Below are 24,714 nucleotides of genomic sequence, written 5' to 3'. Positions count from 1 at the left end.
ATTTTTATGCTTTAAAGCAGGAATAAAGAAATAATTAAAGAAATAATTCCATAATTTTGCACCGTCAAAGAAACATACATGAAAATGAGAGTACATTGTTTACTATTTTTGTTGTTTTGTGCCGCTGTAATGCAGGCCAATGCTCAGCAAACGTACTTTACCGACGTTAACAGCAAGCTGATAAAAACCCTTCAGGTGAAGGTGGCCGGAGAGTTTATTTCCGAGCCTTATATCGAGTTGAACAGCGATCAGCAGATCGAGATCAACTTCGATGCTTTGGAACAGGGTGGCGTACGCTATTCCTATTCCATCATTCACTGTGATGCGAACTGGCAAAAGTCCATCCTCTCTCCCATTCAGTATATGAGTGGTTTTCAAGGACTAACAATAGATGACTTCGCCAATTCCATTAACACGACGACGCAGTACACGAACTATGATTTGCTGTTGCCGAATGACGATGTTCAGTTTAAGGTTTCGGGAAACTATGCCGTACAGATCTATAACGAGGATATTCCTGATCAGATTGTTCTCACCGCTTGTTTCTCAGTTGCGGAACCGATGGTCAATATTTCTGCATCCGTCAGCGGGAACACGGATATCGATACCAACCAAACGCATCAGCAGGTGAGCTTCACCATTAACAATCCTAACTTCCCGATCCCATACCCCCAGACAGACTTAAAGATATATGTATATCAGGATAACCGGCGTGACAATGCAGCATCCGGCTTGCAACCGATGTCGATTCAGGATAACCAGATATCCTATACTTACAATCGCAACCTGATCTTCTCTGCCGGGAATGAATATCGCCGTATGGAGTTTCTGAGTACGAAGTATAACGGAATGCATATTGAAAGTATCTCCTATCATAATCCTTATTACAATGTGGAGTTGATGACCGACCATAAACGCAATAACCAGACTTATCAATACGATCAGGATCAGGACGGCCGTTTCTTTATCCGCTGTAGCAGCTGCGACGATCCAAATACCGAAGCTGATTATTGCATCGTGCATTTTGCGTTGGCCTGCGATCCTTTCCTTGACGGAAGCGTTTACCTGGATGGCGAACTATTCCATAACGTTTTGGATGAAAAGAGCAAAATGGGATATAATTTTGAGACTCATCAATACGAGAAAGCCGTCTTACTTAAACAGGGAAGCTACAATTATCAGTACCTTTACGTACCGAATGGCAGCACTGTCGGCGAAACCGGCCCTATAGAAGGTAATTATTACCAGACAGAAAACGAATATAGCATCTATGTTTATTACCGTCCTATGGGCACACAATACGATCGTTTGATTGGTGTTACAACGGTCAAGAATGCTATGCAGGTATTTTAAAGTTACTAAATAAAAATATCCCGGTATTCTATCAATAGAGAAATATCGGGATATTTTATGTCGTATTATTTCTTCTTTATAATCACTACATCCTGAAAGTCCAACGGGGATGTTCCATGCGACCAACTTCCCTGATGTATGGACTCAGCATATAACATATAGACAATAATTTTATTTACGCAAAGTTTATGCCTATATTATCTATGTTCTGATATATTTCTCCGCTATTTCTTTGCTTTTCCTCCTTTCTTTCAATATATTTGTTCCCTACCTTTTATATTTTTGACCTAGGTAGAAAAGGTTTTGCACCAAGGTCAAAAACGTTTATTACCTAGGTCGAAAATGTTTAGCACCTAGGTCAAAAATACAGAAGATAGGGACATTTGTATTTGAAAGTAATAACCTTATAATTAAAAACACCTAGTATTATGACTGCACAGTACGGACTTTTCAGGAATCCTCCGCATAAAGGAGAAAAAGAAAGCAATATTCTTCATGCCCGCATCATACCGGGAAGAACCATACGGATCGACCGGGTTACACGGGAAATATCCGAATGCACTTCCTTTAGCCCGGGAGATGTGAAAGGATTATTGCAGGCTTTTGCTGACGTGCTCGTTTCGTATCTGGAAGACGGTGATGAAGTTGAACTGGAAGGCCTGGGGCATTTCTCCGTTTCATTGAAATGTCCGAAGATCACAACCCCCAGACAAGTACGTGCCGAAGACATCAACTTCAAATCGGTAAACTTCCGTTGTTCGAAAGAGATAACGGAGCGGCTTCGAAGCATGAAAGTTGAAAGAAAGCCCGGATCATCAAAGCCAGTCAAATATACGGTAGAGGAACGAAAGGAAAAGATCTTGAAATACCTTGGAAAACACGAAACGGTCATGAGTTCCGAATGCATGGGGATCAACGAATGTACCCGTTATCTGGCACTGAAAGATTTGAAGGAACTGATCGCAGAAAAGAAAATAGTTAAGGAAGGCTACCGAAAAGTAGTCGTTTATATGTTGGCAAAAGATGGCCGGGATGAGTAACCCGGCTGTCTTTATCTTGCTGTGAATTCTTGTTTTAGAGAATCTTTTTCCAGTATAAAACCTTCATTCAAATCCAATTGCCAATCGTTGGTGATGATATGTTTAGTATCATTGCCAAGCTTATAATCGGAGAGCGGAATAGTCACACTGTTCCAGGCATCGTTGATAAGGCAACCTATATTAAATACATTCAAAATACCCCATTCATCAACAATACGGGCTTCCTTATAGAATGTGCCCAATCCTTCCAGTGCCGTGATACGGTTCGGATTAAAACTTATATTCATTTTTCGTAAAGGCAAAGTGATGCAGTTTGTCTGAAAAACAGTCTTTATCTGTGCCAGTTCATATTGTTTCCTCTTATCCCTTGCCTGTTCTTCTTTTTCTATCCGGGTATACGAATACTTGTTTTTTCTTATCTCACATTGATTTTGTATGTCGACCGGCAAAAACGTTTCGTACATTTTCTGAACTATAGAACCTAAATCAGATGTAGCATTCAATTGTTTACGCCAGTCATGCCTCGACTGATCCAATAAATAGCCATAAACAGAACCGGAATGATAAGCATACGAACGGACTAAATTTTCTGCAGCCAGATACTTTTCAAGGCTTTCATCCAACTTGGCTCGATAAAGAGAGTCAGAGTCTATACAGAGTTTCATTCCTGTATATTGAGGAATACCTTCGTGTATCTCAAATGCATTTTCAGCTGTCACATAATCTGGATAAAGAGAACGGCGATAAGCACGGAAACACAAGGCATCTTCTATACACATCCTTCTTTCTTCTCCCTCGGTCGACAAAGCTTTGCTTAATGCCAACCATTCCATTTTAAGCCAGATGCGGGCATCCTTTTGTTCAAGATGTGCATTATTATAGTTAAAGGAGATCAGTTTCAATAAATCCTGCCAATAATGAAATATTTCATGAGTAAATAAAATATTCCTCTCAAGTTCGTCCTCTGGTAAAGGAACCATTACCATCACCCATTTTTTCCCATATACCTCGGTGATCGAGTTAGCTACACTTTTATCAATCGGATATTTGCCACGATAGATATTTTCTTGTTTGACAAATTTATTCTCATTATCCGGTTCATTGCTCCATACATTCCGTAATGAATCTATGCAAAGGATCGGAGAATAGAGATTTATGCCCCATAATTTACCGTTATCCTTTTTACATATTTGTTCTACGGCTTTAAAATAGCCGTGATATATATCCGAAAGATCATTTTGGGCATAAGTCCGAAAAGAAAAAAAGATTACACATATCAATAAAATAGTATCTTTCATGTCAATAACTGTTATTCAACTCTATCACACTGCTGTACAATCCGGTAGAGCTATCCGGTTCAACTTATCCTTGTTGGTTCAAAAGTAAGAAATATTATCAAATTGATACCCTTGCAGGCCTTTATTATTATGATTTATTTTATTTGGAGTACCCCCTTTCTTTATTCCCTGAATAATTATGTTTATTGGGGTAAAAAAAGTATCTTTGTAAAGGTAGGAACATATAAAACATTAATCGTATGAAGACAGTTTTTTTATCCACATTAGATAATAGCTTTCAGGCAGGGCTCCTGAAGGATCTATTAATGAACGAAGGTATAGAGTCTTTTTTCAAGAATGAGAATATGTCTACTGTACTAGGTAATATTCCGGGGTTTCAACTGGAAATATATGTCTTTGAGAAAGATTACGAGAGAGCTCAGGAGATTTTAAAAGAAGCATTACCCGAATTGGTTGGAGAATAAATTTGAGCGTCTTTTGCAGTCCTGATGAACAAACAATACTTATACACCTCGGCTATAACGGCATCACTGATTGCCGCCTTATTGATTATTGTCCAGGTCGTACCGTCTACACCTTTGCTTTTGATGGAACGATTGATACCGGCAGGCGGTTGGATACAGGTCGTTATTGCTGTTATTTATGGGGCATTGCTGTGTTATAAAATGCAGGATCGAAAAGAACGTCCGAAATGGAGAACAAGAGCTTGGTTGCTTTTCTCGATAGTCTTTTTCGGACAGTTGTTGTTAGGTATATTGGTTAACCCCGTATTCCTGATGACCGGAAAGTTGCATTTACCTGTTCCGGCTATTATTCTTGCAGGGCCATTATATCGGTTGGAAGGATTATTCATGCCTATACTTTTCCTGAGTACTTTATTACTTTCGGGGCCTGCCTGGTGTAGCCAGCTTTGTTATTTCGGGGCGTTTGATGCTTGGAGCGCGAAAGGGAAAACAAATAAAACAGCTTTTCGTTATCATCGCCCGTTACGTTATAGCGTCTTGTTTCTGGTGATTGCCGGAGCCATAGTATTGAGATTAGCCGGGGCTGATGGCTGGATTGCAACGCTTACCGGTGTTGCCGTAGGATTAATTGGGCTGGGGATAATGTTGTTATTATCACGCCGAAATAATAAAATGATCCATTGCAGCAGTTATTGTCCCATCGGCACTTTAGTCTCTTTTATGAAATACCTCTCGCCTTTCCGGGTAAAGCTAAATAAGGATTGCACGCATTGTATGGCCTGCTTAAAAGCCTGCAAATACGATGCTTTGCATAAGGACAATATAGAAAAAGGGCAAATCGGATATACCTGTACTTATTGCGGAGACTGCCTGTCCGCCTGCAAACATGGGGGACTTGAATACCGTTTTATGAAATTGCGTCCGGCAACCGCCGAACGCCTTTGGATCATCATTACAGTTGTTTTACACACCTGCTTCCTGATGATTGCCCGTATCTGACTGGTATACCGGACGCCCCATCAAGTAAGTTGCCGTGATATTACGATCGTCGCCCAGTGTTTGAATTCCGAACAGTTTATTTTCAATATCCCACTTCCCATTACGTTGAAGATATTCTTTCCTCATTTGCTGGGAAGATGTTGCCGTACAATCGACTACAATAAAATCAGCTTCACGACCGGGCTCAAAGCTACCGATCCTATCACCCAGCTTCAACGCTTCAGCCGCACCGCGGGTACATTTGTATAAAGATTCAAATACAGACATCGAATAACCGTTCAACTGCTGCACTTTATAAGATTCAGCCATTGTTTTCCATAAAGAGAAGGAAGTTCCCCCTCCCACATCCGTAGCAAGTGTTGTTTGTATTGGAATACGGTTTGCCTGCTGCATATCGAATAAACCACTTCCTAGGAACAGATTGGATGTCGGACAATGGGCTATCACAGCCCCTGCTTCAGCCATCCGGCGGCATTCGGAGTCTGAAAGATGAATGCAATGACCGAATACCGAACGATCCGTTACCAACCCGGCACGTTCATACACTTCAAGATAATCCTGACATTCAGGAGACAGAGAAAGGGTCGAATCTATTTCACCCTTATTTTCAGAAAGATGCGTCTGAATATAGGTATCCGGAAATTCTTCATGCAAACGGGCAGCAGTAATTAGTTGTCCATGTGTAGATGTTATCGAGAACCGGGGAGTGACCACGTAAAGGTTACGTCCTTTTTTATGCCAGGTTTCAATAAGTTTGCGACTGTCTGCATAGCCTGTCTCTTCCGTGTCCATCAATGCCTGGGGAGCATTTCTATTCATCATGACTTTTCCGGTAAGCATCCTCATATTATATTCTGAAGCGACAGTAAAAAGTGCATCGACCGAGGCTTTATGGACAGTGGCATAGGCCATGCAGGTAGTTGTTCCGTTCCTGAACAGTTCATTCACAAAGAATCGGGCAACTCTTTCCGCATATTCTTCCGAGGCGAAAGCTTCTTCCGTAGGATAAGTATATTCATTCAACCAGTCCAGCAGTTGCTTTCCGTACATACCGATCATTTCCGACTGAGGGTAATGGATATGCGAGTCGATCAATCCCGGCATTAATAGTTTTCCGGAATAGTCTGTAAGATGTGCATCCCTATATTTTTCTTTTATGGAATGGTATGGAGCCGTTTCTATTATTTTTCCTTCTGATATAACCAGAGCTCCATCCGGATAGTAGCAATAAGAATCTTCTCTTTCTAAAGGAGAGGCTTTGAAATAAAATACTTCTCCTCTGAATATTTGTATCGGATCATTCATTCTCAACATTTTTAGAAGTTCAACATATAAAGCAACTGAAGGCAATATATAACACATCAAAGGTAAGAAAATACCTGCAATCTTCTAAAAGCGAATGAAAGATCCGGGGAAATATCATGCAAGGGAGTTTTGCCGTTAAACAAAACTCCCGCATTATTCAGTTTATAAATCATACTGCAAAGCAGCAGCAACTTCATACGCTATTTCTTCGTCTCTCAACGCTTTCAGAATCGCTACACCAAACTCAAAAACAAACCCGGGGCCTTTACAGGTAATGATATTACCATCCTGTTCGACTCCGGTATAAGTAGGTATAGCCCCTATCATAGTCGGTTCAAAATTAGGGAAGCAAGTGGCCTTACGTCCTTTCAATAACCCCAAGCCGCCCAGCACCATAGGGCCTGCACAAATAGCACCCAGCAATATGTCTTCCTTATACTTTTCCATAATAAGTTCCTTCAAGCGGGTACAAGTATTCAGATGATTACTTCCTGGTATGCCTCCCGGAAGGATTAAAGCATCTGCTGCACTGAAGTCAGCTTCTTCAAAAACAAAATCCGCTATCACCGGAATATTATGCGCACCCATCACCTTGGGTTCTCCCATAATGGAAACAGTCGTAACTCTGATGCCGCCCCGTCTCAATATATCAACGGTACCCAGTGCTTCAATTTCTTCAAATCCCGTTGCCAGGAATACAAATGCTTGTTTCATATCTTCTCTATTTATTTTTATTAAGGTAATACTTTATCTTATACTTCAACAAAGGTATATCAACCGGCTTAACCAGATAATCATTGAACTGGCAATCCTTGGCCTTCTCTTTTTCCTTATCGAATGCGAATGCGGTAAGTGCCAGGACAGGAATATCCGGTGAAAGTTTCCGTATTTCACAAGTCGCTTCAAATCCATCCATAACGGGCATTTTTATATCCATCAGGATTAAATCCGGTTTATAAGTCTTAAACAGTTGTACGGCCACTTCTCCGTTTTCGGCATAGATCAAACGATACTGTTGCTTCAGGACAGCCTGCAACAAAAGATAGTTTTCCAACACGTCTTCAGCAACAAGAATTGTATATTGTCCGGGTAAAGCATCCGGTACCACTTCCATCGGCACTCCATTATCTTGTTCTTTCGCTGCAGGTGTTGCAGAATTAGCCAATGGAAGGGTGAACCAGAAAGTAGAACCTTTGCCTAACTCCGATCTGAGCCCGATCTCCCCACCCAGCTTCTCTACGATCATTCTGCAGATGGATAGTCCTAAGCCAGTTCCTTGTCTGAAATCATCCAGCTTTACAAACCGGTCAAAGACTGCATCCTGTTTGTCTTTAGCGATCCCAATACCTGTATCGGTAACTGAAACACGAACAAAATCTCCTTCAACCTCATACGACAAAGAGACAAATCCCTGGTTCGTACATTTTATCGCATTGGAGAGAAGATTCAATAAAACCTGCTCAATACGCTGTGTATCTGTCTGTAACCTAACGGAAGGCAGTAACTCTCCATGAAATAGCAATGCCACATCCGAAGTCATTTTCAAAGATTGAGAAACGTATACCTCATGACAGATGTCTTTCAGGTCTACATTGGAAATGTTATAATTTAATGTTCCCGACTCTATTTTAGCAAAATCCAGAATATCATTAATCAGTTGAAGCAACAAATCACTATTATTATTAATTATGGTAAGAAACTCCTGTTGTTCACTGGCATTTTCTGTTTCCGTGATCAACCTGGAGAAACCGACAATGGCATTCAATGGAGTACGTATTTCATGACTCATATTCGCAATAAAGGCATTTTTCATTTTGTCTGCCTCTTGTGCTTTGATCAAGTCCAATTCATTCTGGCGTTGTTCGGTAATATCCCAAAGCATCGCTAATATTAAAGGAGACGCTCCGGGATCCGGATTCGTAATCAACAGACGGATGATATTTACGACACGGAACTCACCATTTGGTTTTTCATATTCAACCATTGACTTATAAGTGCGTCCATTATTTATTGTGGAATAGTCTTCCGTCCGGATTTCATGCGCCCTTCTTGGATCGGAAAAGATATCGAAGTCTGTCTTACCAATTACTTCAGAAGCATTTACTCCCATAAAATCTTCCGCAGCCTGATTGAAGTAAATATATTTGAAACTATCAAATACATCTTTTACAGAGATTGCAACAAATATATTTGAAAGAATAGTATTCATTAATATGTTCAGAAAGTTTATTTTTCGCTGATTTAGAAGGTTTTCATTCATTTTCTCTATCTCAGCATCTTTCATGGCATATTGAGCGATATCTGTTTCCAACACTTTTATTCGCTGGATTAACTCTTCCCTGGAAAGGTTTTCGTATGTATTCATAATATAATTCAAGGTTTATACATGATCTAAACTAGTGTGTATTTTGATGACAAATATAATTATTATTTTTAATGAACCTTGATAAATAAGCATTTAAATAATCTGCCCCCATAATTTTGACATAAAATGCAGCTATAATCCAAAATAAAAGATACATTTGCAGTCTAATTTCATGAATTAAACACAATATAATACGAAAAAGCTATGATGTATTGGCAGAAAGATATTGAGACTATGAGTCGTGAAGAACTGAATAAATTCCAGTTGGAACGATTAAAGAAGACAATAGAATTAGCCGGACACTCCCCATTCTACAGCAAAGTACTCAAAGATAGCGGTATAACAGCCGACAGTATACAATCGTTGGATGATTTGCAGAAAATCCCGTTTACTACTAAAGATGATTTACGTAGCAATTATCCGTTCGGTATGGCATCCATTCCTATTAAGGACTGTGTGCGAATTCACTCGTCCAGTGGTACAACCGGTAATCCGACCGTTGTATTACATTCTGCTAAAGACCTGGAACAATGGGCCAATCAGGTAGCTCGTTGCATGTATATGGTTGGTTTACGTGATACCGACGTTTTCCAGAACACTTCGGGTTACGGTATGTTTACCGGTGGTTTAGGCTTCCAATACGGAGCTGAAAAGCTTGGAGCATTGACAGTTCCGGCAGCTGCGGGTAATACCAAACGTCAGATCAAGTTCATCACCGACTTCGGAACTACCTGCCTGCATATCATACCGAGTTATGCTACCCGCCTGGCTGAAGTAATGTATGAAATGGGATTAGATCCGCGGAAAGACACGAAATTACATACGGTTTGTATCGGGGCTGAACCTCATTCCGAAGAACAGCGCAAACGCATCGAACAGCTACTGGGAGTAAAAGCCTACAACTGTTTCGGTATGTCTGAAATGAATGGCCCCGGCGTGGCATTCGAATGTACAGAACAAAACGGTTTGCATATCTGGGAAGACTATACCATTGTGGAAATAGTCGATCCACAAACTTTGCAGCCTGTACCGGACGGTGAAGTCGGCGAGTTGGTACTGACAACTATAAACCGTGAAGCGATGCCGCTTCTGCGCTACCGTACCCGCGACCTTACTTGTATTATCCCCGGCGAATGTCCTTGTGGAAGAACGCATAAACGTCTTGCCCGTTTCAAAGGCCGTAGCGACGATATGATCATCCTGAAGGGAGTGAACCTCTTCCCTATCCAGATCGAAACGATATTGATGCAGTTCAAGGAATTAGGCAGCAATTACCTGATCACTCTTGAAACAGTGAACAATAGTGACGAAATGCTGATCGAAGTAGAATTAAGCGACCTGTTCACAGACGATTATAGTGTTCTGCAACGTCTGGCAAAAGATATCACAAGACAACTGAAAGACGAATTATTGCTTACTCCCCGCTTAAAGCTGGTAGCAAAAGGCTCACTGCCTGTGCAGGAAGGTAAAGCAGTAAGAGTAAAAGACTTGCGTAGATTCTCTTAAATAATTATTCAATAAATAAAAATATACAGCTATGACAGTAAATCAAATTTCTATTTTCCTGGAGAATAAGTATGGGAAGCTTAGTGAAATCCTGGCTCTGCTTGCTGAAGAAAATATACGGATCATTGCAGCGACCATTGCAGATACTTCTGAATATGGTATTTTGCGTATCATCGTAAGTGATCCTCAAAAGGCATATAAGATATTGAAAAGCAACAACGTCAGTGCCAATCTCACCGATGTACTGGCTATTGTCACCGATGCCTGTGCCGGAAGTTTTGCCAAAGCACTGACTCATTTTACCAAAGCAGGCTTAAGCATAGAATATATGTATTGTTTCTCATTGAATGACAAATCGATCCTGATCCTTCGTACAAACAACCGGGAAGCCGCCCGCGAAGTGATCCGCCGTCAGAGTTTGGAATATATTTGCGAAAGCGACTTAATGAAATTATAATATTATTTATCGTGGAGAGGTAAATCATGCCTCTCCACCCTAAAACAAATAACAAATGTTCGGAATTGATGACCCTGGTATCTGGTTAGCCTACCTGTTAGCCTTCGCGTGTTTAATTTTTTCTTTATGGTTCGGAATTACCAATTGGAATAAAGGAGATAAAGAGAGTGATAACCCTAAACAGTCTGATAAATGAGTACTCTTACCCTTGGAATTGTTGTCATAGTTTACATGTTCGTTATTGCCTGGTTAGGCTATATCGGCTACAAACAGACAAAAAACGCGAGTGATTACCTACTGGGGGGACGAAAGGTGAACCCAATTATTATGGCTCTCTCTTATGGGGCAACATTCATTTCTGCTTCAGCTATTGTGGGCTTTGGCGGGGTTGCGGCCACATTCGGTATGGGTATTCAATGGCTATGCTTACTGAATATGTTTATGGGAGTCGTTGTCGCCTTTATCTTTTTCGGAAGAAGAACCCGCAAACTAGGAGAAGAACATAATGCCCGAACCTTTCCCCAGCTACTAGGGCTACATTATAATTCCCGCAGTATACAAATATTTATAGCTACAATTATATTTATCGGCATGCCTTTATATGCAGCCGTTGTGATGAAAGGTGGAGCCGTCTTTATCGAACAGATGTTTCATATAGACCTGCATTTGGCTTTACTGATTTTTACTTTGATCGTGGCTGCTTATGTGATCACCGGAGGTATTAAAGGAGTCTTATATACAGATGCTTTACAAGCAGTTATCATGTTTGTATGTATGTTATTCCTACTGTTCTGGTTCTATCATGTGATGGATATGGGATTCATAGAGGCTAATCAGAAGCTGACGGAAATATCGCCGCTTGTTCCCGACCGGTTTAAGGAACTGGGACATCAGGGATGGACTTCCATGCCGGTAACAGGTTCTCCACAATGGTATACGTTGGTTTCTTCACTTATTTTAGGAGTCGGTATAGGATGTCTGGCTCAGCCCCAGTTGGTGGTACGGTTTATGATGGTGGAAAGTACCAAACAGTTGAATCGCGGTGTATTGATCGGCTGCGTTTTCCTGATCGTTACGGTAGGAGCCATTTATCATGTAGGAGCTTTATCCAATCTATTTTTCCTTAAGACAGAAGGGGTTGTAGCATCGGAAGCCATAAAAGATATGGACAAGATCATTCCGTTATTTATCGATCGTGCGATGCCGGAATGGTTTGGAGCCGTCTTTATGTTATGTATCTTATCGGCCAGTATGTCTACGTTAAGTGCACAATTCCACACAATGGGTGCGGCATTTGGTGCAGATGCTTTTCCCCATTTAGGCCGTAGCAAGAATACAAACTCGACAATGGGTGTCCGTATCGGTGTTTTATGCTCCATCCTGGTCAGTTACATTATTTGTTACACATTGAGTGCCGGCATTATTGCGCGTGGTACAGCCTTGTTTATGGGAATATGCGCAGCAACATTCCTGCCGACCTATTTCTGCTCTTTATATTGGAAAAAGGCAACAAAGGAAGGTGCATTGGCCAGTCTATGGACAGGAGCGTTAGCCAGTTTGATTGCCATGTTGTTTTTCCATAAAGCAGAAGCGGGGGCTGTCGGTTTATGCAAAGCTTTGACAGGAAAAGACGTACTGATCGATGTATATCCCTGGTTTGCCATAGACCCGATATTATTTGCACTTCCACTGTCTATCATCGCCATCGTTGTAGTTAGCTTGATGACACAAAAGAAATCTGATAACATATAATTTGAACTACGTTAGTTTTTCTTATATGCTAGAAAACATAAATTAGCATTTTAACTATTGCTATTCATAGAAAAACCACGATATTTGCATCGTGGTTTTTTCATAATAGTATTAGATTTAAGGTTAACAAAGTTGATTAGGGCTTGTCGTGAGACAGGCTTTAATTGTTTATAGCCCTTCCCTATCCCGATAGTTAATCATTTTTCTATTACTATTGATCCTAAATTCCTACCTTTGCAAGAAAAAAGATGATCAGATATTTTTGTTTACTTCTTTTGGTTTTATGCAGTTGTAATAATAGTAAAAAGGATAATGATGTCATTCATGTATCTGTTCTCCGCGGGCCGTCTGTTATTGCATTTGCTAAAATGATCGAGGATTCTCCGGAAATAGAAGGAAAACGGTTATCTATTAATATTGTAGACTCTCCGGAACAAATGCAGGCGTTGCTGATAAAAGGGGAAACCGAATTGGCAGCCCTTCCTATGATCAATGCTGCGAATTTATATAACAAAGGCTTGAAATACTCTTTATTAGGATGTCCTGTCTGGGGAAACCTTTATATTGTCAGCAAGAAAGGAAATAATAACCAATTACCGGAAACAAATTCTTTACATATTTTCGGTGCGGGAACAACTCCCGATATCCTGACCCGTTATTATTTACAGCAGAAAGGGATATCTTATTCCCTGAATTATTCCTTTGCTACGCCTCTCGAAATAACACAGGGATTGCTTAGCGGCCAGGTTCACAGGGCTGTACTGGCTGAACCATTTCTCAGCGTTGCCCTAAAGAAAGACAGTACGATACACATTGAGTCAAATCTGAATAACCCCGACAGTACTTCTCCCGGATTTGCCCAGACAGCAATCGTCTGTACACCTTCGCTGAACAATAAAAGAATGCTACTGGACAGCCTGCTAAATGAATCCTGTCAGTTCGCTTTGCACCATCCGGAGCAAACGATACATATTCTTGAAAGCCGGAAAATATTTACTCCGGGCTCACTGACTCCGGAAAGTATTGAAAGATGCCGTATTAAATATTTACCAGCCGAAGAAACGAAAGAAAGTATTCTGGACTTCTTACGCCTGATAGAACAATACGAACCGAAAGCCATAGGAGGTAAAATTCCGGATAATACTTTTATATCAGGTAAATAATGAAAAAAGGATTGATTTCATTTATATCAGTATGTCTTCTGTTGCTTCTCTGGCAACTGATTGCTTCTTATATGGATCAGCCGGAATTGATACCCTCTGTTCCAGATCTTTTAAAGACGCTGATCCGGTTATTCGGAACCGAATCATTCTATCAGAATATATTTGCAACAATTCTCCGTGGGATATCAGGTATACTGGTATCTTTAGTAATCGCCTTGCTCTCTGCCTTTTTATTTGCACGTTACGCGTTGCTTTACGAGCTTTTCAGACCGCTGTTAACGGTTATGAGATCGGTTCCGGTGATCTCTTTCATCCTGCTGGCCTTGATCTTCCTGAACCCTGAAAGCATCCCGTTGATGATCGCTTTCCTGACTATGTTTCCCCTCTTGACGGAGAATCTGACAAAAGGTATAATAAACCTTCGTCCCGGACTGTCCCTTATGGCTGATCAGTTTAAAATAAACAGAAGAAATAAATTGATGCAAGTTATTTATCCGCAGTTAAAGCCTTTTTTATTCAGTGGACTGGCATCTGCGGTCGGTTTCGGTTGGCGGGCGATCATTATGGGGGAAGTTCTTTCCCAATGTACCTTCGGAATTGGAGGTGAAATGAAACGGGCACAGAATTTTATTGCCGTTCCGGAACTGGTAGCATGGACAATTGTTGCTGTTCTGATTAGTTTTTTGTTTGATAAAGGGATTAGTAAACTAGCATCTGTAGATTGGAAAATACTGTTTAGTAAAACAAATTTCACTACAAATACGAAAACCTCTTCTCCCATAAAAATAACAGACATCACTTTTCAATATGGCAAAGCAGATGTTTTATCTCATTTTTCCTATACTTTTGAGCCTGGTACTATTTATGGTATAAAAGCACCGTCCGGTACAGGAAAAACAACATTGCTGAACTTAATTAACGGTTCACTTAAACCTGCCGACGGCATAATAGATATCGAAAAAGAGCAGAATCTGTCAAACGTATTTCAGGAGCCGGAGTTATTATCCCATTTAACCATATTACAAAATATATGCCTTCCGTTGGCTTCTGTTTACGATAAACTCCATTCTGAGACAAAAGCAATAGAGGCACTGAAATTAGTAGAAATGGAAACGTTAGCAAAGCGATATCCGGAAGAACTTAGTTACGGCCAACAACAACGTGTCGCTTTAGCCCGTGCTCTGGCTTTCCCTTCGGCAATAATGTTGTTGGACGAACCTTTTAAAGGCCTGGATAAAGCATTAACCCTTCATATTATAGACCGGATGCTTATGCGACAAACAACAAACGGACAAACCATTATTTTCACATCTCATGATCAAGAGGAACTAAAGCGCCTTGCCTCAATAACAATCCAGTTACCTGCGATTAATTAACCTTAATCGGATTACAGGGGATTGTAAACCAGAATGTAGATCCGGAACCTTCTTCAGACTCCACTCCGATCTCCCCATTCAGCATGGTTATAATTGTCTTACAGATCGACAGGCCAAGTCCCGTACCTTGTTTAAATTTATCGAGCTTGACAAACCGGTCGAAAATTGTTGCCTGAGCATCTTTCCTGATTCCTGTTCCCGTATCGGTGACATAGGCATGGATACCATTCTTCGAGAGTTTATAGCCAAACCGGATAGAGCCGGATGAAGTAAACTTTATGGCATTGGATAGAAAGTTAGTCAATACCTGAGTTAGCCTTGTTTTCTCGGAAATAATGCTATAGTTACTACCATCATTTTCAAAAATAACTTTTACTCCGGGATCAGCCCTCAATGTAAAGGCATGTTCCTGGGGCTTGAAGATATCGTTCAGGCTAAATTTCGTATATATAAATTCCAGTTTACCGGATTCTATTTTAGATATGTCGAGAATGTCATTGATAAGCTGTAACAGGAAATCATTACTTGATTCAATGATCTTCAGGTATTCTTGTTTTTCCTCCTGAGTCTCGACCTGAGCCATTAATGTAGAAAAACCGACAATGGCATTTAACGGTGTACGGATCTCATGGCTCATATTGGCAATAAAAGCCGATTTCATACGATCGCTTTCTTCCGCCAGCCGTTTGGCCTGTACATCTGCTTCATGCCGTTTATCGACTGTTATATCTCTTAAAATACCGATTGCTTTAAGCGGTTTGCCGTCTTCTCCTGCTTCATATACTTCCCCTATCTTTTCAAGCCAGACATATTCATCTGAAAAGTATTTACAACGAAAACTCAGTTTCAGGGAATCTATCTCCCCGCGGGCAAAAGCATTGACCACATCCCGATACATCTGTTGATCGGCTGGATGTATCTTTTCCGTAAAACTTTCGTGGGAAATATAGGAATGAACCATCTCTCCGTCTTTTACCAGGGATAATTCAGCCGTTTCATTCACCACATCCCATATCCACGGGTATATGCGTCCGGCCATACAGGAAAGAGCCAGTCTCTTATTGTTTTCGTGTAATTCATCTTCTATTTTACGTTGCTTGGTTATATCCCATGACATACCCAATAGATAAGGAGATTTTCCTTCCCGCGGGACAAGCAGTTTCATCGTATCCATCGAACGAAGTTCTCCCCTGGGGTCAAGCATCTGTTCAACATAACGTTGCATTTTACCGGAACGAAGCACTATCTCATCCATATCCCGAAAACGCTGTGCAACCACCGGATCAATAAACAAATCGAAGTCCGTTCTTCCTACAACATCATTATGAAAACGACCGTAAATCTGGTTCATCATCGGACTTGAGTACACATAACGGAAATCATCTCCCGTATCCTTTACAAAAAAATACATTGGTACCGAATTTACTATATTCGACAACAATCCGGATAGATCTTTATATTTTTGCTCCAATGCATCAGCATCTGAATCTACTGGTATCATACAGCTTTAGGGACTTAATATTTATGAGTTCACAAAAGTCTTGAAAATAAACGAGAGTAGCAAATAATAAAAGAAAGAATTCAAAGAGGAAAGTAAAATAATCGGCAAAAGATTATCTTTGTAGGCATTAAACAGAGAGAATATAAATATGACAACATCATTTCATACAATCATCTCCCATTCTTTAAATATTCCGGCCGGACAAGTGGAACGGACGATCGGATTGCTGGGAGAAGGGGCTACAATTCCTTTTATCAGCCGTTACCGAAAAGAAGTGACCGGAGGACTGGATGAAGTTCAGATAGGTAATATCAAAGACTTGCTGGATAAATTAACCGAGCTGAAAAAGAGAAAAGAAAGTATTTTATCCTCTATCGAAGAACAAGGGAAACTGACTCCCGAATTAAAGAAACGTATCGAAGAGTCGTGGGATAGTACAGAAATAGAAGACATCTATCTTCCATATAAGCCAAAGCGGGTGACAAAAGCTGAAATAGCCCGAAAAAAAGGGCTGGAACCACTTGCAAAGATCATCATGATACAAAACGAACATGATCTGTTAGGCCGGGTGAAGAGCTTTATCAAAGGTGAAGTAAAAAATGCTGCTGAAGCGTTACAGGGAGCACGTGACATCATTGCCGAATGGGTAAATGAAAACGAAGGGGCTCGCAATGCCGTACGTAATTCTTTTGCTCATACAGGCGTTATCTCCGCTAAAGTGATAAAAGGGAAAGAGGAAGAAGGGGCTAAATACCGCGATTATTTTGATTTCAGTGAACCGTTGAGTCGATGCAGTTCCCACCGTTTGCTGGCTCTTCGTCGTGGAGAAGCGGAAGGAATTCTAAGGGTCAGCATTTCTCCTGATACGGACACCACCCTCGATCGACTGAAAAGACGTTTCGTAAAAGGCCGAAGCGAAGTTTCCGATCAGGTTGCCGACGCGGTAGACGATTCTTTTAAGCGGTTACTCAAGCCTTCTATCGAAACAGAGTATGCCAACCTCAGTAAAGCCAAAGCGGATGAAGAAGCGATCCGCGTCTTTGCAGAGAACCTGCGACAGCTTCTACTGGCTCCGCCATTGGGACAAAAACGTGTACTGGGAGTAGATCCGGGGTATCGAACCGGATGTAAGCTTGTTTGTCTGGATGCACAGGGTAATCTGCTTCATAATGAGGCTATCTATCCCCATCCACCACAGAATGAGAAAAGCAAAGCTGCCGCAAAGGTATCTCAATTGGTTGCCACCTATGCCATCGATGCGATTGCCATCGGTAACGGTACAGCCAGTCGCGAAACGGAACAATTCATTACCAATATCCGTTATGACAGGAAAGTGCAGGTATTTGTAGTCAGCGAAAACGGGGCTTCCATTTATTCTGCATCCAAAATAGCGAGAGAGGAATTCCCTGAATACGATGTAACTGTGCGCGGGGCTGTCAGCATCGGACGCCGGTTGATGGATCCGCTGGCCGAACTGGTAAAGATCGATCCGAAAAGTATCGGTGTCGGGCAATATCAACATGATGTTGAACAAGGAGCTTTAAAGAAAAGCCTGGATCAAACCGTTGAAAGTTGCGTAAATATGGTGGGTGTGAATGTGAATACGGCGAGCAAGCATCTGCTTACTTATATATCCGGGTTAGGCCCTACTCTGGCGCAAAATATAGTGGATTATCGGGCAGAGCACGGTCCTTTCCAGTCGAGACGCGAACTAATGAAAGTGCCGCGCATGGGAGAAAAGGCCTTTGAACAAAGTGCCGGATTCCTACGCATACAGAATGGGAAAACACCTTTGGATAATTCTGCCGTTCACCCGGAAAGCTATCCGATCGTCGAACAGATGGCTAAAGATTTGAAGTGCACCGTGGAGGAACTGATTACCAATAAAGAACTGAAGAAGAAACTGGATCTCAAGAAATATATCACGGAGAAAGTCGGTATGCCGACCTTGCTGGATATAATGGAAGAACTGGATAAACCGGGAAGAGACCCGCGTGAAACGATACAGGTATTCTCTTTCGATCCTACCGTAAAGACAATCGATGATTTGAAAGAAGGAATGATATTGCCGGGTATTGTAACCAATATTACCAATTTCGGCTGCTTTGTGGATGTTGGTATCAAAGAAAACGGATTGGTTCATATTTCAGAACTGGCCGATCGTTTTGTCAGTGATCCGACGCAGGTCGTGTCTATCCATCAGCATGTGAAAGTAAAAGTAATGAGTGTGGATCTGGTTCGTAAACGGGTTCAACTATCGATGAAAGGGTTATAAGATGAAGATCAATAAAACAAATGTGGCCAGACTTTTAGATAAAGCGAAAGTGCCTTATCAATTGGTTTCATACGAAGTGGATGAAAACGATTTGAGTGCCATCCATGTTGCAGAACAATTGGGTGAAAACGTAGAACAAGTATTCAAAACACTGATCCTTCATGGAGATAAAAGTGGCTATTTCGTCTGTGTAATCCCCGGAGCAGACGAAGTGGATTTGAAAAAGGCGGCTAAAGTTTCCGGAAATAAAAAATGTGAAATGATCCCGGTGAAAGAATTACTGCCTCTTACAGGTTATATACGGGGAGGTTGCTCCCCTATCGGGATGAAGAAACATTTCCCTACTTATATCCATTTCAGTGCCGAACAATTCGATAATATCTATATCAGCGCCGGACAACGTGGCTTGCAGGTTTTACTGGCCCCGGCCGATCTCGTTCGTGAAACGAATGCTTCTTTTGCCGATCTGGTTAGCGGAGACTAACAAAGACATTATATTAACGCGAATAGCGCGGATTAATATACATAATGTGTATTTCTTATCCGCGCTATTCGCGTCATTCGCGTCAAAAGTATTATCAGAACTTTCTGAAAGTATATCTCTTCCCTTCGCTATTTAGAATTAAATGTTTTCTATTGGATTCTTCGATAGTGAATGTTCGCTTATATGACTTCCAATCAGTAAAAGGCAGGAATCGATCTGCCGGGCGAGGATCGTGAGCAAATTCGAGCATCAGCTGATTATCTTCTCCCAAAGTATTGAAACCATACTGCGATAGATATTTACTAGAATCAGGAATATACACCTGATACATAAACAAAACGTTTTGAAAGTTATAAAACACCGTATCAGCCAGTATCACTTCCCCATCTACTTCCACCTGCTGCAACTGCCATTTGCCTTCCAGCTTATGTTCAATATCATCATTACATGCTGCCAGTATGATTGCGACAGCGGCTATTAACCAGTATTTCATATACTCTTTTTTTATAAGACGCCTTTTGTACTAGGCAATTCATATTTATAAATATCACGGCGAATGGCCATTTTCACAGACCGCGCCAATGCCTTGAAGATTCCTTCTATCTTGTGATGCTCATTGGCTCCCTCTGCTTTGATGTTCAGATTCATACGTGCCGCATCACTCAGACTTTTAAAGAAGTGGAGAAACATTTCAGTAGGCATATCACCTACCATTTCACGATTGAATTCAGCATCCCAAACCAGCCAGGGACGTCCTCCGAAATCGAGAGCTACGCTGCAAAGGCAATCATCCATCGGCAGAGAATAACCGTATCGCTCAATACCTCGTTTATCGCCAAGGGCTTTTAATAAAGCCTCCCCAAGGGCAATAGCCGTATCTTCGATTGTATGATGTTCGTCTACGTTCAGGTCACCTTTTACACGTATAACCAAATCGACACCGGAATGTTTTCCTATCTGATCCAGCATATGGTCAAAAAAGCCTAATCCGGTTGAGATTTCAGTTTTTCCGGTTCCGTCCAGATTGATCTCAACATATATATCTGTTTCCTTTGTTGTACGCTGCACAACAGCACGGCGTTCACCGGCAAAAAGATATTCTGTCACTTTATCCCAATCCTCCGTGATTAAAACAGGAGAAATAGAAGGATTCTTTGCCAGCAATTTTTCTGCTTCTTCATCTGAAGGATGCAACCAGATCCCTTTAGCTCCGAGGTTGACTGCCAGCTCTATATCCGTCAGGCGATCACCGATCACATAACTGTTTGCCAGATCGTATTCGCCGCTCAGATACTTACCCATCATACCGGTACGCGGCTTACGATTAGGAGAATTATCTTCAGGGAAGGAACGGTCAATCAGGATATCATCAAAGACAATCCCCTCTCCTCCCAAGGCCTTCAACATCTTGTTATGAGCCGGCCAGAAAGTATCTTCCAGAAAAGAAGCCGTACCCAGTCCATCCTGGTTCGTCACCATGACAAACTCAAAATCCAACTGTTTACGTATGAAATATAAGTTACGGAATACTTTGGGATAGAACTCCAGTTTTTCCAGACTATCCAATTGATAATCTACCGGCGGTTCTATCACCAATGTTCCGTCCCTGTCTATAAAGAGGGCTCTTTTCATGCTTATATGCTTTTTAATGCTTTCAATAATGCATCGTTTTCTTCAGGTGTACCAACAGTTATGCGCAGGCAACCGTGGCACAAAGTTACATTATTTCTGTTACGTACAATAACACCTTTCTTAACTAATTTATTATATACCGAATCCGCTTTGCCTACATCGACAAGAATGAAGTTGGCATCGGTCGGATACATTTTGTTTACAACAGAAAGTTCCGGCAATGCAGCCTGTAAACGGATACGCTCAGACATGATGCTACGCAGTTGTCTCAACATTTCTGTTTCATTATTCAATATATCCAATGCACGCTCCTGTGTCAGGACATTAACATTGTAAGGATATTTAATCTTATTGAGGATAGCAACAATCTCCGGAGAGGCGAATGCCATACCCAAACGAATACCCGCGGCTCCCCACGCTTTGGAAAGCGTCTGTAAAATGATCAGGTTCGGGAATTTCTTCAGTTCAGGCAGGAATGAAGGTTCTTCCGAGAAATCGATATAAGCTTCATCCAATATGACAATCCCTTCGAAGTTGTTCAGTATTTTATAAATCTCATCCCGGTTCAGGCTGTTCCCTGTCGGATTATTAGGTGAACAAAGGAAGATGATTTTCACCCATTCGTCCACCTCTGCCAGTAATTTATCCGCATCGAGTTCGAAATCGGGAGTCAATGTGACTTTTCTGAACTCCACGTCATTCACATTGGCTGCCACTTCATACATTCCGTAAGTGGGCGTGATACTGACGATACAATCGACCGCCGGATCACAAAATGCACGGATAACAAGGTCGATCGGTTCATCACTTCCATTCCCCAGAAAGATTGAATTACGGTCTACATCTTTCAACTCGGCAATACGGTCTTTCAGTTCCCATTGCAACGGATCGGGATAACGATTATAAGGTTCGTTATAAGGATTCTCGTTAGCATCCAAAAAGACAGATGCACTTCCATGAAACTCGTCTCTTGCTGAAGAATACGGTTTCAACTCCCAAATATTGGGTCTTACCAGGTCTTTTAAATCCATCATATTGTATTCAATCTAATAGTTACTGCATTACGGTGGGCATCCAGCTGTTCGCCAGCGGCCATGATCTGAATTGTTCCACCCAAATTTTTAAGACCTTCGGCTGTGATCTCCTGGAAAGTTATTTTTTTGATAAAGCTGTCCAGGTTTACACCGCTATATGCTTTAGCATAGCCGTTGGTCGGTAAAGTATGATTTGTTCCGGAAGCATAATCACCTGCACTTTCCGGCGTATAAGGCCCCATAAATACACTGCCTGCATTTTCAATCTGTCCGGCAATATGGGAATAATTTGCTGTCTGAATGATCAAATGTTCCGGAGCATACGCGTTTGTAAAGTCTATTACTTCCAGTTCATCCTTCAGGACGATTATGCGGCTGTGTTCCAAAGCTTTTTCTGTTATCTCCTTACGGGATAATTTCGATAATTGCTCCTGGATAGCCTTAATCACCGGTGCGACAATACCTTCACAAGAGGTAACCAATATGGCTTGGCTGTCGGCTCCGTGTTCAGCCTGCGAAAGGAAATCAGCGGCAATAAAGTCCGGATTAGCCGTTTCGTCAGCAATTACTTCCACTTCAGAAGGGCCTGCGGGCATATCGATTGCAACATCTTTCAAACTTACAAGCTGTTTGGCTGCTGTTACATATTGATTTCCGGGACCAAATATTTTATAAACCTTAGGAACAGACTCCGTTCCGTATGCCATAGCGGCAATAGCTTGTATTCCACCGGCTTTAAATATTTTACTAACGCCGGCCGTCTCTGCGGCAAACAGGATTGCCGGATGTACTTTACCTTCTTTATTGGGAGGCGTACATAACACAATCTCCTTACATCCTGCGATATGTGCCGGAACCGCTAACATTAAGACGGTCGAGAACAAAGGGGCTGTCCCTCCCGGAATATATAATCCAACCTTTTCGATCGCAACTGCCTTTTGCCAACAGGTCACACCTGATGTCGTTTCCACTTTTTGTCCGGTGAAACGTTGGGAAGCATGAAACTTCTCTATATTATCTTTAGCCGTACGGATGGCTTGTTTCAGATCTTCAGAAACAAGTTCACGGGCTTCCTGTATCTCGGCTTCCGAAACCTGAAGATCGGCCAGACGAACCTTATCGAATTTCTCTTCATACCGTTTAACCGCAGTATCACCTTCCAGGCGCACCTCGTCCAATACGGTACGGACTGTATCGAATAAAGTCGTAACATCCAATGCCGGCCGTTTTGCCAATGACGCCCAGTCCTCTCTCGACGGATATTTAATTACTTCCATAGCTTAAAGAATCATTTTCTCGATCGGAATAACCAAAATACCTTCAGCACCCAAAGATTTCAACTTGCCAATAATTTCCCAGAAATGTTTTTCTGCGATAACAGACTGAACAGAAACCCAATCGCCATTAGCCAGAGGTGTTACCGTCGGACTTTTCATACCGGGCAATACTTCGATAATTTCATCCAGTTTACTTTTCGGTGCATTCAACAATACATATTTCTTACCTTCCGCCACCTGTATGGCTTCGAAGCGAAACAGCAGTTCATCGAGAATAGCCAGCTTCTCTTCCGACAAGTTATTGTTCGCTATCAGAAGCGCTTCGCTCTGCATTACGACTTCAACTTCCTTCAAGCGGTTACTTACCAACGTACTACCTGAACTTACTATATCAAAGATAGCATCCGCCAGACCGATACCCGGAGCAATTTCAACCGAACCACTGATCACATGGCAATCTGCCTTTACACCTTTTTCTTTCAGGTAAGCTTTCAGTATTTCCGGATAGGAAGTAGCGATAGTCTTTCCTTCAAACCATTCCACACCTTGGTAATCTTCATCTTTAGGAATAGCCAGCGATACACGGCATTTACTGAAGCCCAATCGTTTAACCAGACGAGCCTCTCCCCCTTTTTCTACATACTCATTCTCACCAACAATACCTATATCTGCTACACCATTAGCCACAGACTGAGGTATATCATCATCGCGAAGGAATAAAACCTCTACCGGAAACCCCTTTGCCGATAACAGCAAAATACGTTTGCCTCTGTTCAGTTTGATACCCGCTTCTTCCAATAATAGCATTGTCTCGTCGTATAAACGACCTTTCGATTGTACTGCAATTCGTAACATGTTTATCTTTGTTTTAATAATTATATACTTTCCGAAAACAAAATAAGGCTTACCGAATGACGGCAAGCCTTATTATTAATATTATGCGTATCTACACACCAATCAGCCCACCGAACTACTGCCCGCTGTAATGATGATGATGGTGATGTGATACTCTTATTTTCATTTTTTATTTTATTGATGCCGCAAAGTTACAATAATAATTGAAACTGCAAATAAATCTATCAAAAGATTAGCAAATAAGCTTACTTTTTTTCTAGGAAGCCAGTTTGATGCCTATAATACCTATCACGACCAACATAGCGGACAGGATACGCCATAAACCTGTCGAGTCACCGAAAATAAAGATCCCGATCAGCAAGGTGCCTACAGCACCTATTCCAGTCCACACCACATAAGCAGTCCCTATCGGTATCGTCCGTTGTGCCAGATATAAAAAATATCCGCTCAGTGCCATTGAGATAACAGCCACCGAAAGATAAAGAAAACGCGATCCCGTTGTTTGCGCCAGTTTCATACCTACGGGCCATCCCATTTCAAAAAGACCACCCAGCAATAAATAAATCCATCCCATACTT

At 41.5% G+C, this 24,714-nt stretch carries 23 protein-coding genes; 12 read left to right on the top strand and 11 right to left on the bottom strand.

The window, feature by feature from the left end; genetic code table 11:
* Positions 1-84: 84 nt before the first annotated feature.
* Together HMPREF1536_RS19855 and HMPREF1536_RS19850 are read left to right on the top strand one after the other, a co-directional pair.
* Positions 85-1,353, top strand: a complete 1,269-nt coding sequence (locus HMPREF1536_RS19855) for a type IX secretion system plug protein (RefSeq protein WP_028729406.1) — start codon at positions 85-87, stop codon at positions 1,351-1,353.
* A gap of 428 nt (positions 1,354-1,781) precedes the next feature.
* Positions 1,782-2,393 (top strand): HU family DNA-binding protein, encoded by a 612-nt coding sequence (locus HMPREF1536_RS19850; RefSeq protein WP_028729407.1) that lies wholly within the window; start codon positions 1,782-1,784, stop codon positions 2,391-2,393.
* A gap of 11 nt (positions 2,394-2,404) precedes the next feature.
* Here the strand turns inward: HMPREF1536_RS19850 and HMPREF1536_RS19845 are convergent, their stop codons facing one another.
* The gene (locus tag HMPREF1536_RS19845) at positions 2,405-3,691 is read right to left on the bottom strand and encodes a hypothetical protein (RefSeq protein WP_028729408.1); all 1,287 of its coding nucleotides are present in this window, start codon (positions 3,689-3,691) and stop codon (positions 2,405-2,407) included.
* A gap of 239 nt (positions 3,692-3,930) precedes the next feature.
* Here HMPREF1536_RS19845 and HMPREF1536_RS19840 point away from each other — a divergent pair, with 239 nt between their 5' ends.
* Positions 3,931-4,155, top strand: coding sequence for a putative signal transducing protein (locus HMPREF1536_RS19840; RefSeq protein ID WP_028729409.1), 225 nt, complete (start codon positions 3,931-3,933; stop codon positions 4,153-4,155).
* A gap of 24 nt (positions 4,156-4,179) precedes the next feature.
* Positions 4,180-5,154, top strand: coding sequence for a 4Fe-4S binding protein (locus tag HMPREF1536_RS19835; RefSeq protein WP_028729410.1), 975 nt, complete (start codon positions 4,180-4,182; stop codon positions 5,152-5,154).
* Here the strand turns inward: HMPREF1536_RS19835 and guaD are convergent.
* The 3 genes from guaD to HMPREF1536_RS19820 form a co-directional block, all read right to left on the bottom strand.
* Positions 5,119-6,459, bottom strand: coding sequence for a guanine deaminase (guaD, locus tag HMPREF1536_RS19830; protein WP_028729411.1), 1,341 nt, complete (start codon positions 6,457-6,459; stop codon positions 5,119-5,121). The genes HMPREF1536_RS19835 and guaD overlap by 36 nt on opposite strands.
* 162 nt (positions 6,460-6,621) lie before the next feature.
* Positions 6,622-7,173: a DJ-1 family glyoxalase III gene (locus HMPREF1536_RS19825; RefSeq protein WP_028729412.1), complete on the bottom strand. Its 552-nt coding sequence runs from the start codon at positions 7,171-7,173 to the stop codon at positions 6,622-6,624.
* A gap of 7 nt (positions 7,174-7,180) precedes the next feature.
* The gene (locus HMPREF1536_RS19820; RefSeq protein ID WP_028729413.1) at positions 7,181-8,824 is read right to left on the bottom strand and encodes a PAS domain-containing hybrid sensor histidine kinase/response regulator; all 1,644 of its coding nucleotides are present in this window, start codon (positions 8,822-8,824) and stop codon (positions 7,181-7,183) included.
* Between the two features lie 204 nt (positions 8,825-9,028).
* On the opposite strand from HMPREF1536_RS19820, the gene HMPREF1536_RS19815 reads away from it, so the two are divergent.
* From HMPREF1536_RS19815 to HMPREF1536_RS19795, 6 genes are all read left to right on the top strand, one after another.
* Positions 9,029-10,330 carry a phenylacetate--CoA ligase family protein gene (locus tag HMPREF1536_RS19815; RefSeq protein ID WP_028729414.1) on the top strand — a complete coding sequence of 434 codons (1,302 nt, stop codon included), beginning with the start codon at positions 9,029-9,031 and terminating at the stop codon, positions 10,328-10,330.
* 31 nt (positions 10,331-10,361) lie between these two features.
* The gene (locus tag HMPREF1536_RS19810) at positions 10,362-10,787 is read left to right on the top strand and encodes an acetolactate synthase (RefSeq protein ID WP_028729415.1); all 426 of its coding nucleotides are present in this window, start codon (positions 10,362-10,364) and stop codon (positions 10,785-10,787) included.
* Between the two features lie 55 nt (positions 10,788-10,842).
* Entirely contained in the window at positions 10,843-10,983 is a 141-nt protein-coding gene (locus HMPREF1536_RS28455; protein ID WP_347566545.1) for a symporter small accessory protein, read from the top strand.
* Complete coding sequence (locus HMPREF1536_RS19805; protein WP_028729416.1) at positions 10,980-12,539, top strand: sodium:solute symporter family protein; 1,560 nt, start codon at positions 10,980-10,982, stop codon at positions 12,537-12,539. Before HMPREF1536_RS28455 ends, HMPREF1536_RS19805 begins: the two co-directional genes overlap by 4 nt.
* A gap of 248 nt (positions 12,540-12,787) precedes the next feature.
* On the top strand, positions 12,788-13,702 hold the full coding sequence (locus tag HMPREF1536_RS19800) for a substrate-binding domain-containing protein (RefSeq protein ID WP_028729417.1): 915 nt from the start codon (positions 12,788-12,790) through the stop codon (positions 13,700-13,702).
* The gene (locus HMPREF1536_RS19795) at positions 13,702-15,078 is read left to right on the top strand and encodes an ATP-binding cassette domain-containing protein (protein ID WP_028729418.1); all 1,377 of its coding nucleotides are present in this window, start codon (positions 13,702-13,704) and stop codon (positions 15,076-15,078) included. Before HMPREF1536_RS19800 ends, HMPREF1536_RS19795 begins: the two co-directional genes overlap by 1 nt.
* Here the strand turns inward: HMPREF1536_RS19795 and HMPREF1536_RS19790 are convergent.
* On the bottom strand, positions 15,071-16,579 hold the full coding sequence (locus HMPREF1536_RS19790; protein WP_028729419.1) for a PAS domain-containing sensor histidine kinase: 1,509 nt from the start codon (positions 16,577-16,579) through the stop codon (positions 15,071-15,073). The genes HMPREF1536_RS19795 and HMPREF1536_RS19790 overlap by 8 nt on opposite strands.
* Before the next feature lie 148 nt (positions 16,580-16,727).
* Here HMPREF1536_RS19790 and HMPREF1536_RS19785 point away from each other — a divergent pair, with 148 nt between their 5' ends.
* Entirely contained in the window at positions 16,728-18,854 is a 2,127-nt protein-coding gene (locus HMPREF1536_RS19785) for a Tex family protein (RefSeq protein ID WP_028729420.1), read from the top strand.
* Between the two features lies 1 nt (position 18,855).
* Positions 18,856-19,338: a Cys-tRNA(Pro) deacylase gene (gene ybaK, locus HMPREF1536_RS19780; protein ID WP_028729421.1), complete on the top strand. Its 483-nt coding sequence runs from the start codon at positions 18,856-18,858 to the stop codon at positions 19,336-19,338.
* A 94-nt stretch (positions 19,339-19,432) separates the two neighbouring features.
* Here the strand turns inward: ybaK and HMPREF1536_RS19775 are convergent, their stop codons facing one another.
* The 6 genes from HMPREF1536_RS19775 to HMPREF1536_RS19750 all read right to left on the bottom strand — a co-directional run bounded on the left by HMPREF1536_RS19775 (position 19,433) and on the right by HMPREF1536_RS19750 (position 24,710).
* Positions 19,433-19,831: a lipocalin-like domain-containing protein gene (locus HMPREF1536_RS19775; protein WP_028729422.1), complete on the bottom strand. Its 399-nt coding sequence runs from the start codon at positions 19,829-19,831 to the stop codon at positions 19,433-19,435.
* Between the two features lie 11 nt (positions 19,832-19,842).
* The gene (gene hisB / locus HMPREF1536_RS19770; protein ID WP_028729423.1) at positions 19,843-20,970 is read right to left on the bottom strand and encodes a bifunctional histidinol-phosphatase/imidazoleglycerol-phosphate dehydratase HisB; all 1,128 of its coding nucleotides are present in this window, start codon (positions 20,968-20,970) and stop codon (positions 19,843-19,845) included.
* Positions 20,971-20,972: 2 nt separating this feature from the next.
* Positions 20,973-22,004, bottom strand: a complete 1,032-nt coding sequence (gene hisC / locus HMPREF1536_RS19765) for a histidinol-phosphate transaminase (RefSeq protein WP_028729424.1) — start codon at positions 22,002-22,004, stop codon at positions 20,973-20,975.
* Positions 22,001-23,281 carry a histidinol dehydrogenase gene (gene hisD, locus HMPREF1536_RS19760; RefSeq protein ID WP_028729425.1) on the bottom strand — a complete coding sequence of 427 codons (1,281 nt, stop codon included), beginning with the start codon at positions 23,279-23,281 and terminating at the stop codon, positions 22,001-22,003. The genes hisC and hisD overlap by 4 nt, the downstream gene beginning before the upstream one ends.
* A gap of 3 nt (positions 23,282-23,284) precedes the next feature.
* Positions 23,285-24,136, bottom strand: a complete 852-nt coding sequence (hisG, locus tag HMPREF1536_RS19755) for an ATP phosphoribosyltransferase (protein ID WP_028729426.1) — start codon at positions 24,134-24,136, stop codon at positions 23,285-23,287.
* Positions 24,137-24,392: 256 nt separating this feature from the next.
* The gene (locus HMPREF1536_RS19750; protein ID WP_028729427.1) at positions 24,393-24,710 is read right to left on the bottom strand and encodes a DMT family transporter; all 318 of its coding nucleotides are present in this window, start codon (positions 24,708-24,710) and stop codon (positions 24,393-24,395) included.
* Positions 24,711-24,714 lie beyond the last annotated feature (4 nt).

This window comes from Parabacteroides gordonii MS-1 = DSM 23371, assembly GCF_000969825.1.
GTDB lineage: Bacteria > Bacteroidota > Bacteroidia > Bacteroidales > Tannerellaceae > Parabacteroides > Parabacteroides gordonii.
This window is presented reverse-complemented; position numbering and strand designations above follow the sequence as displayed.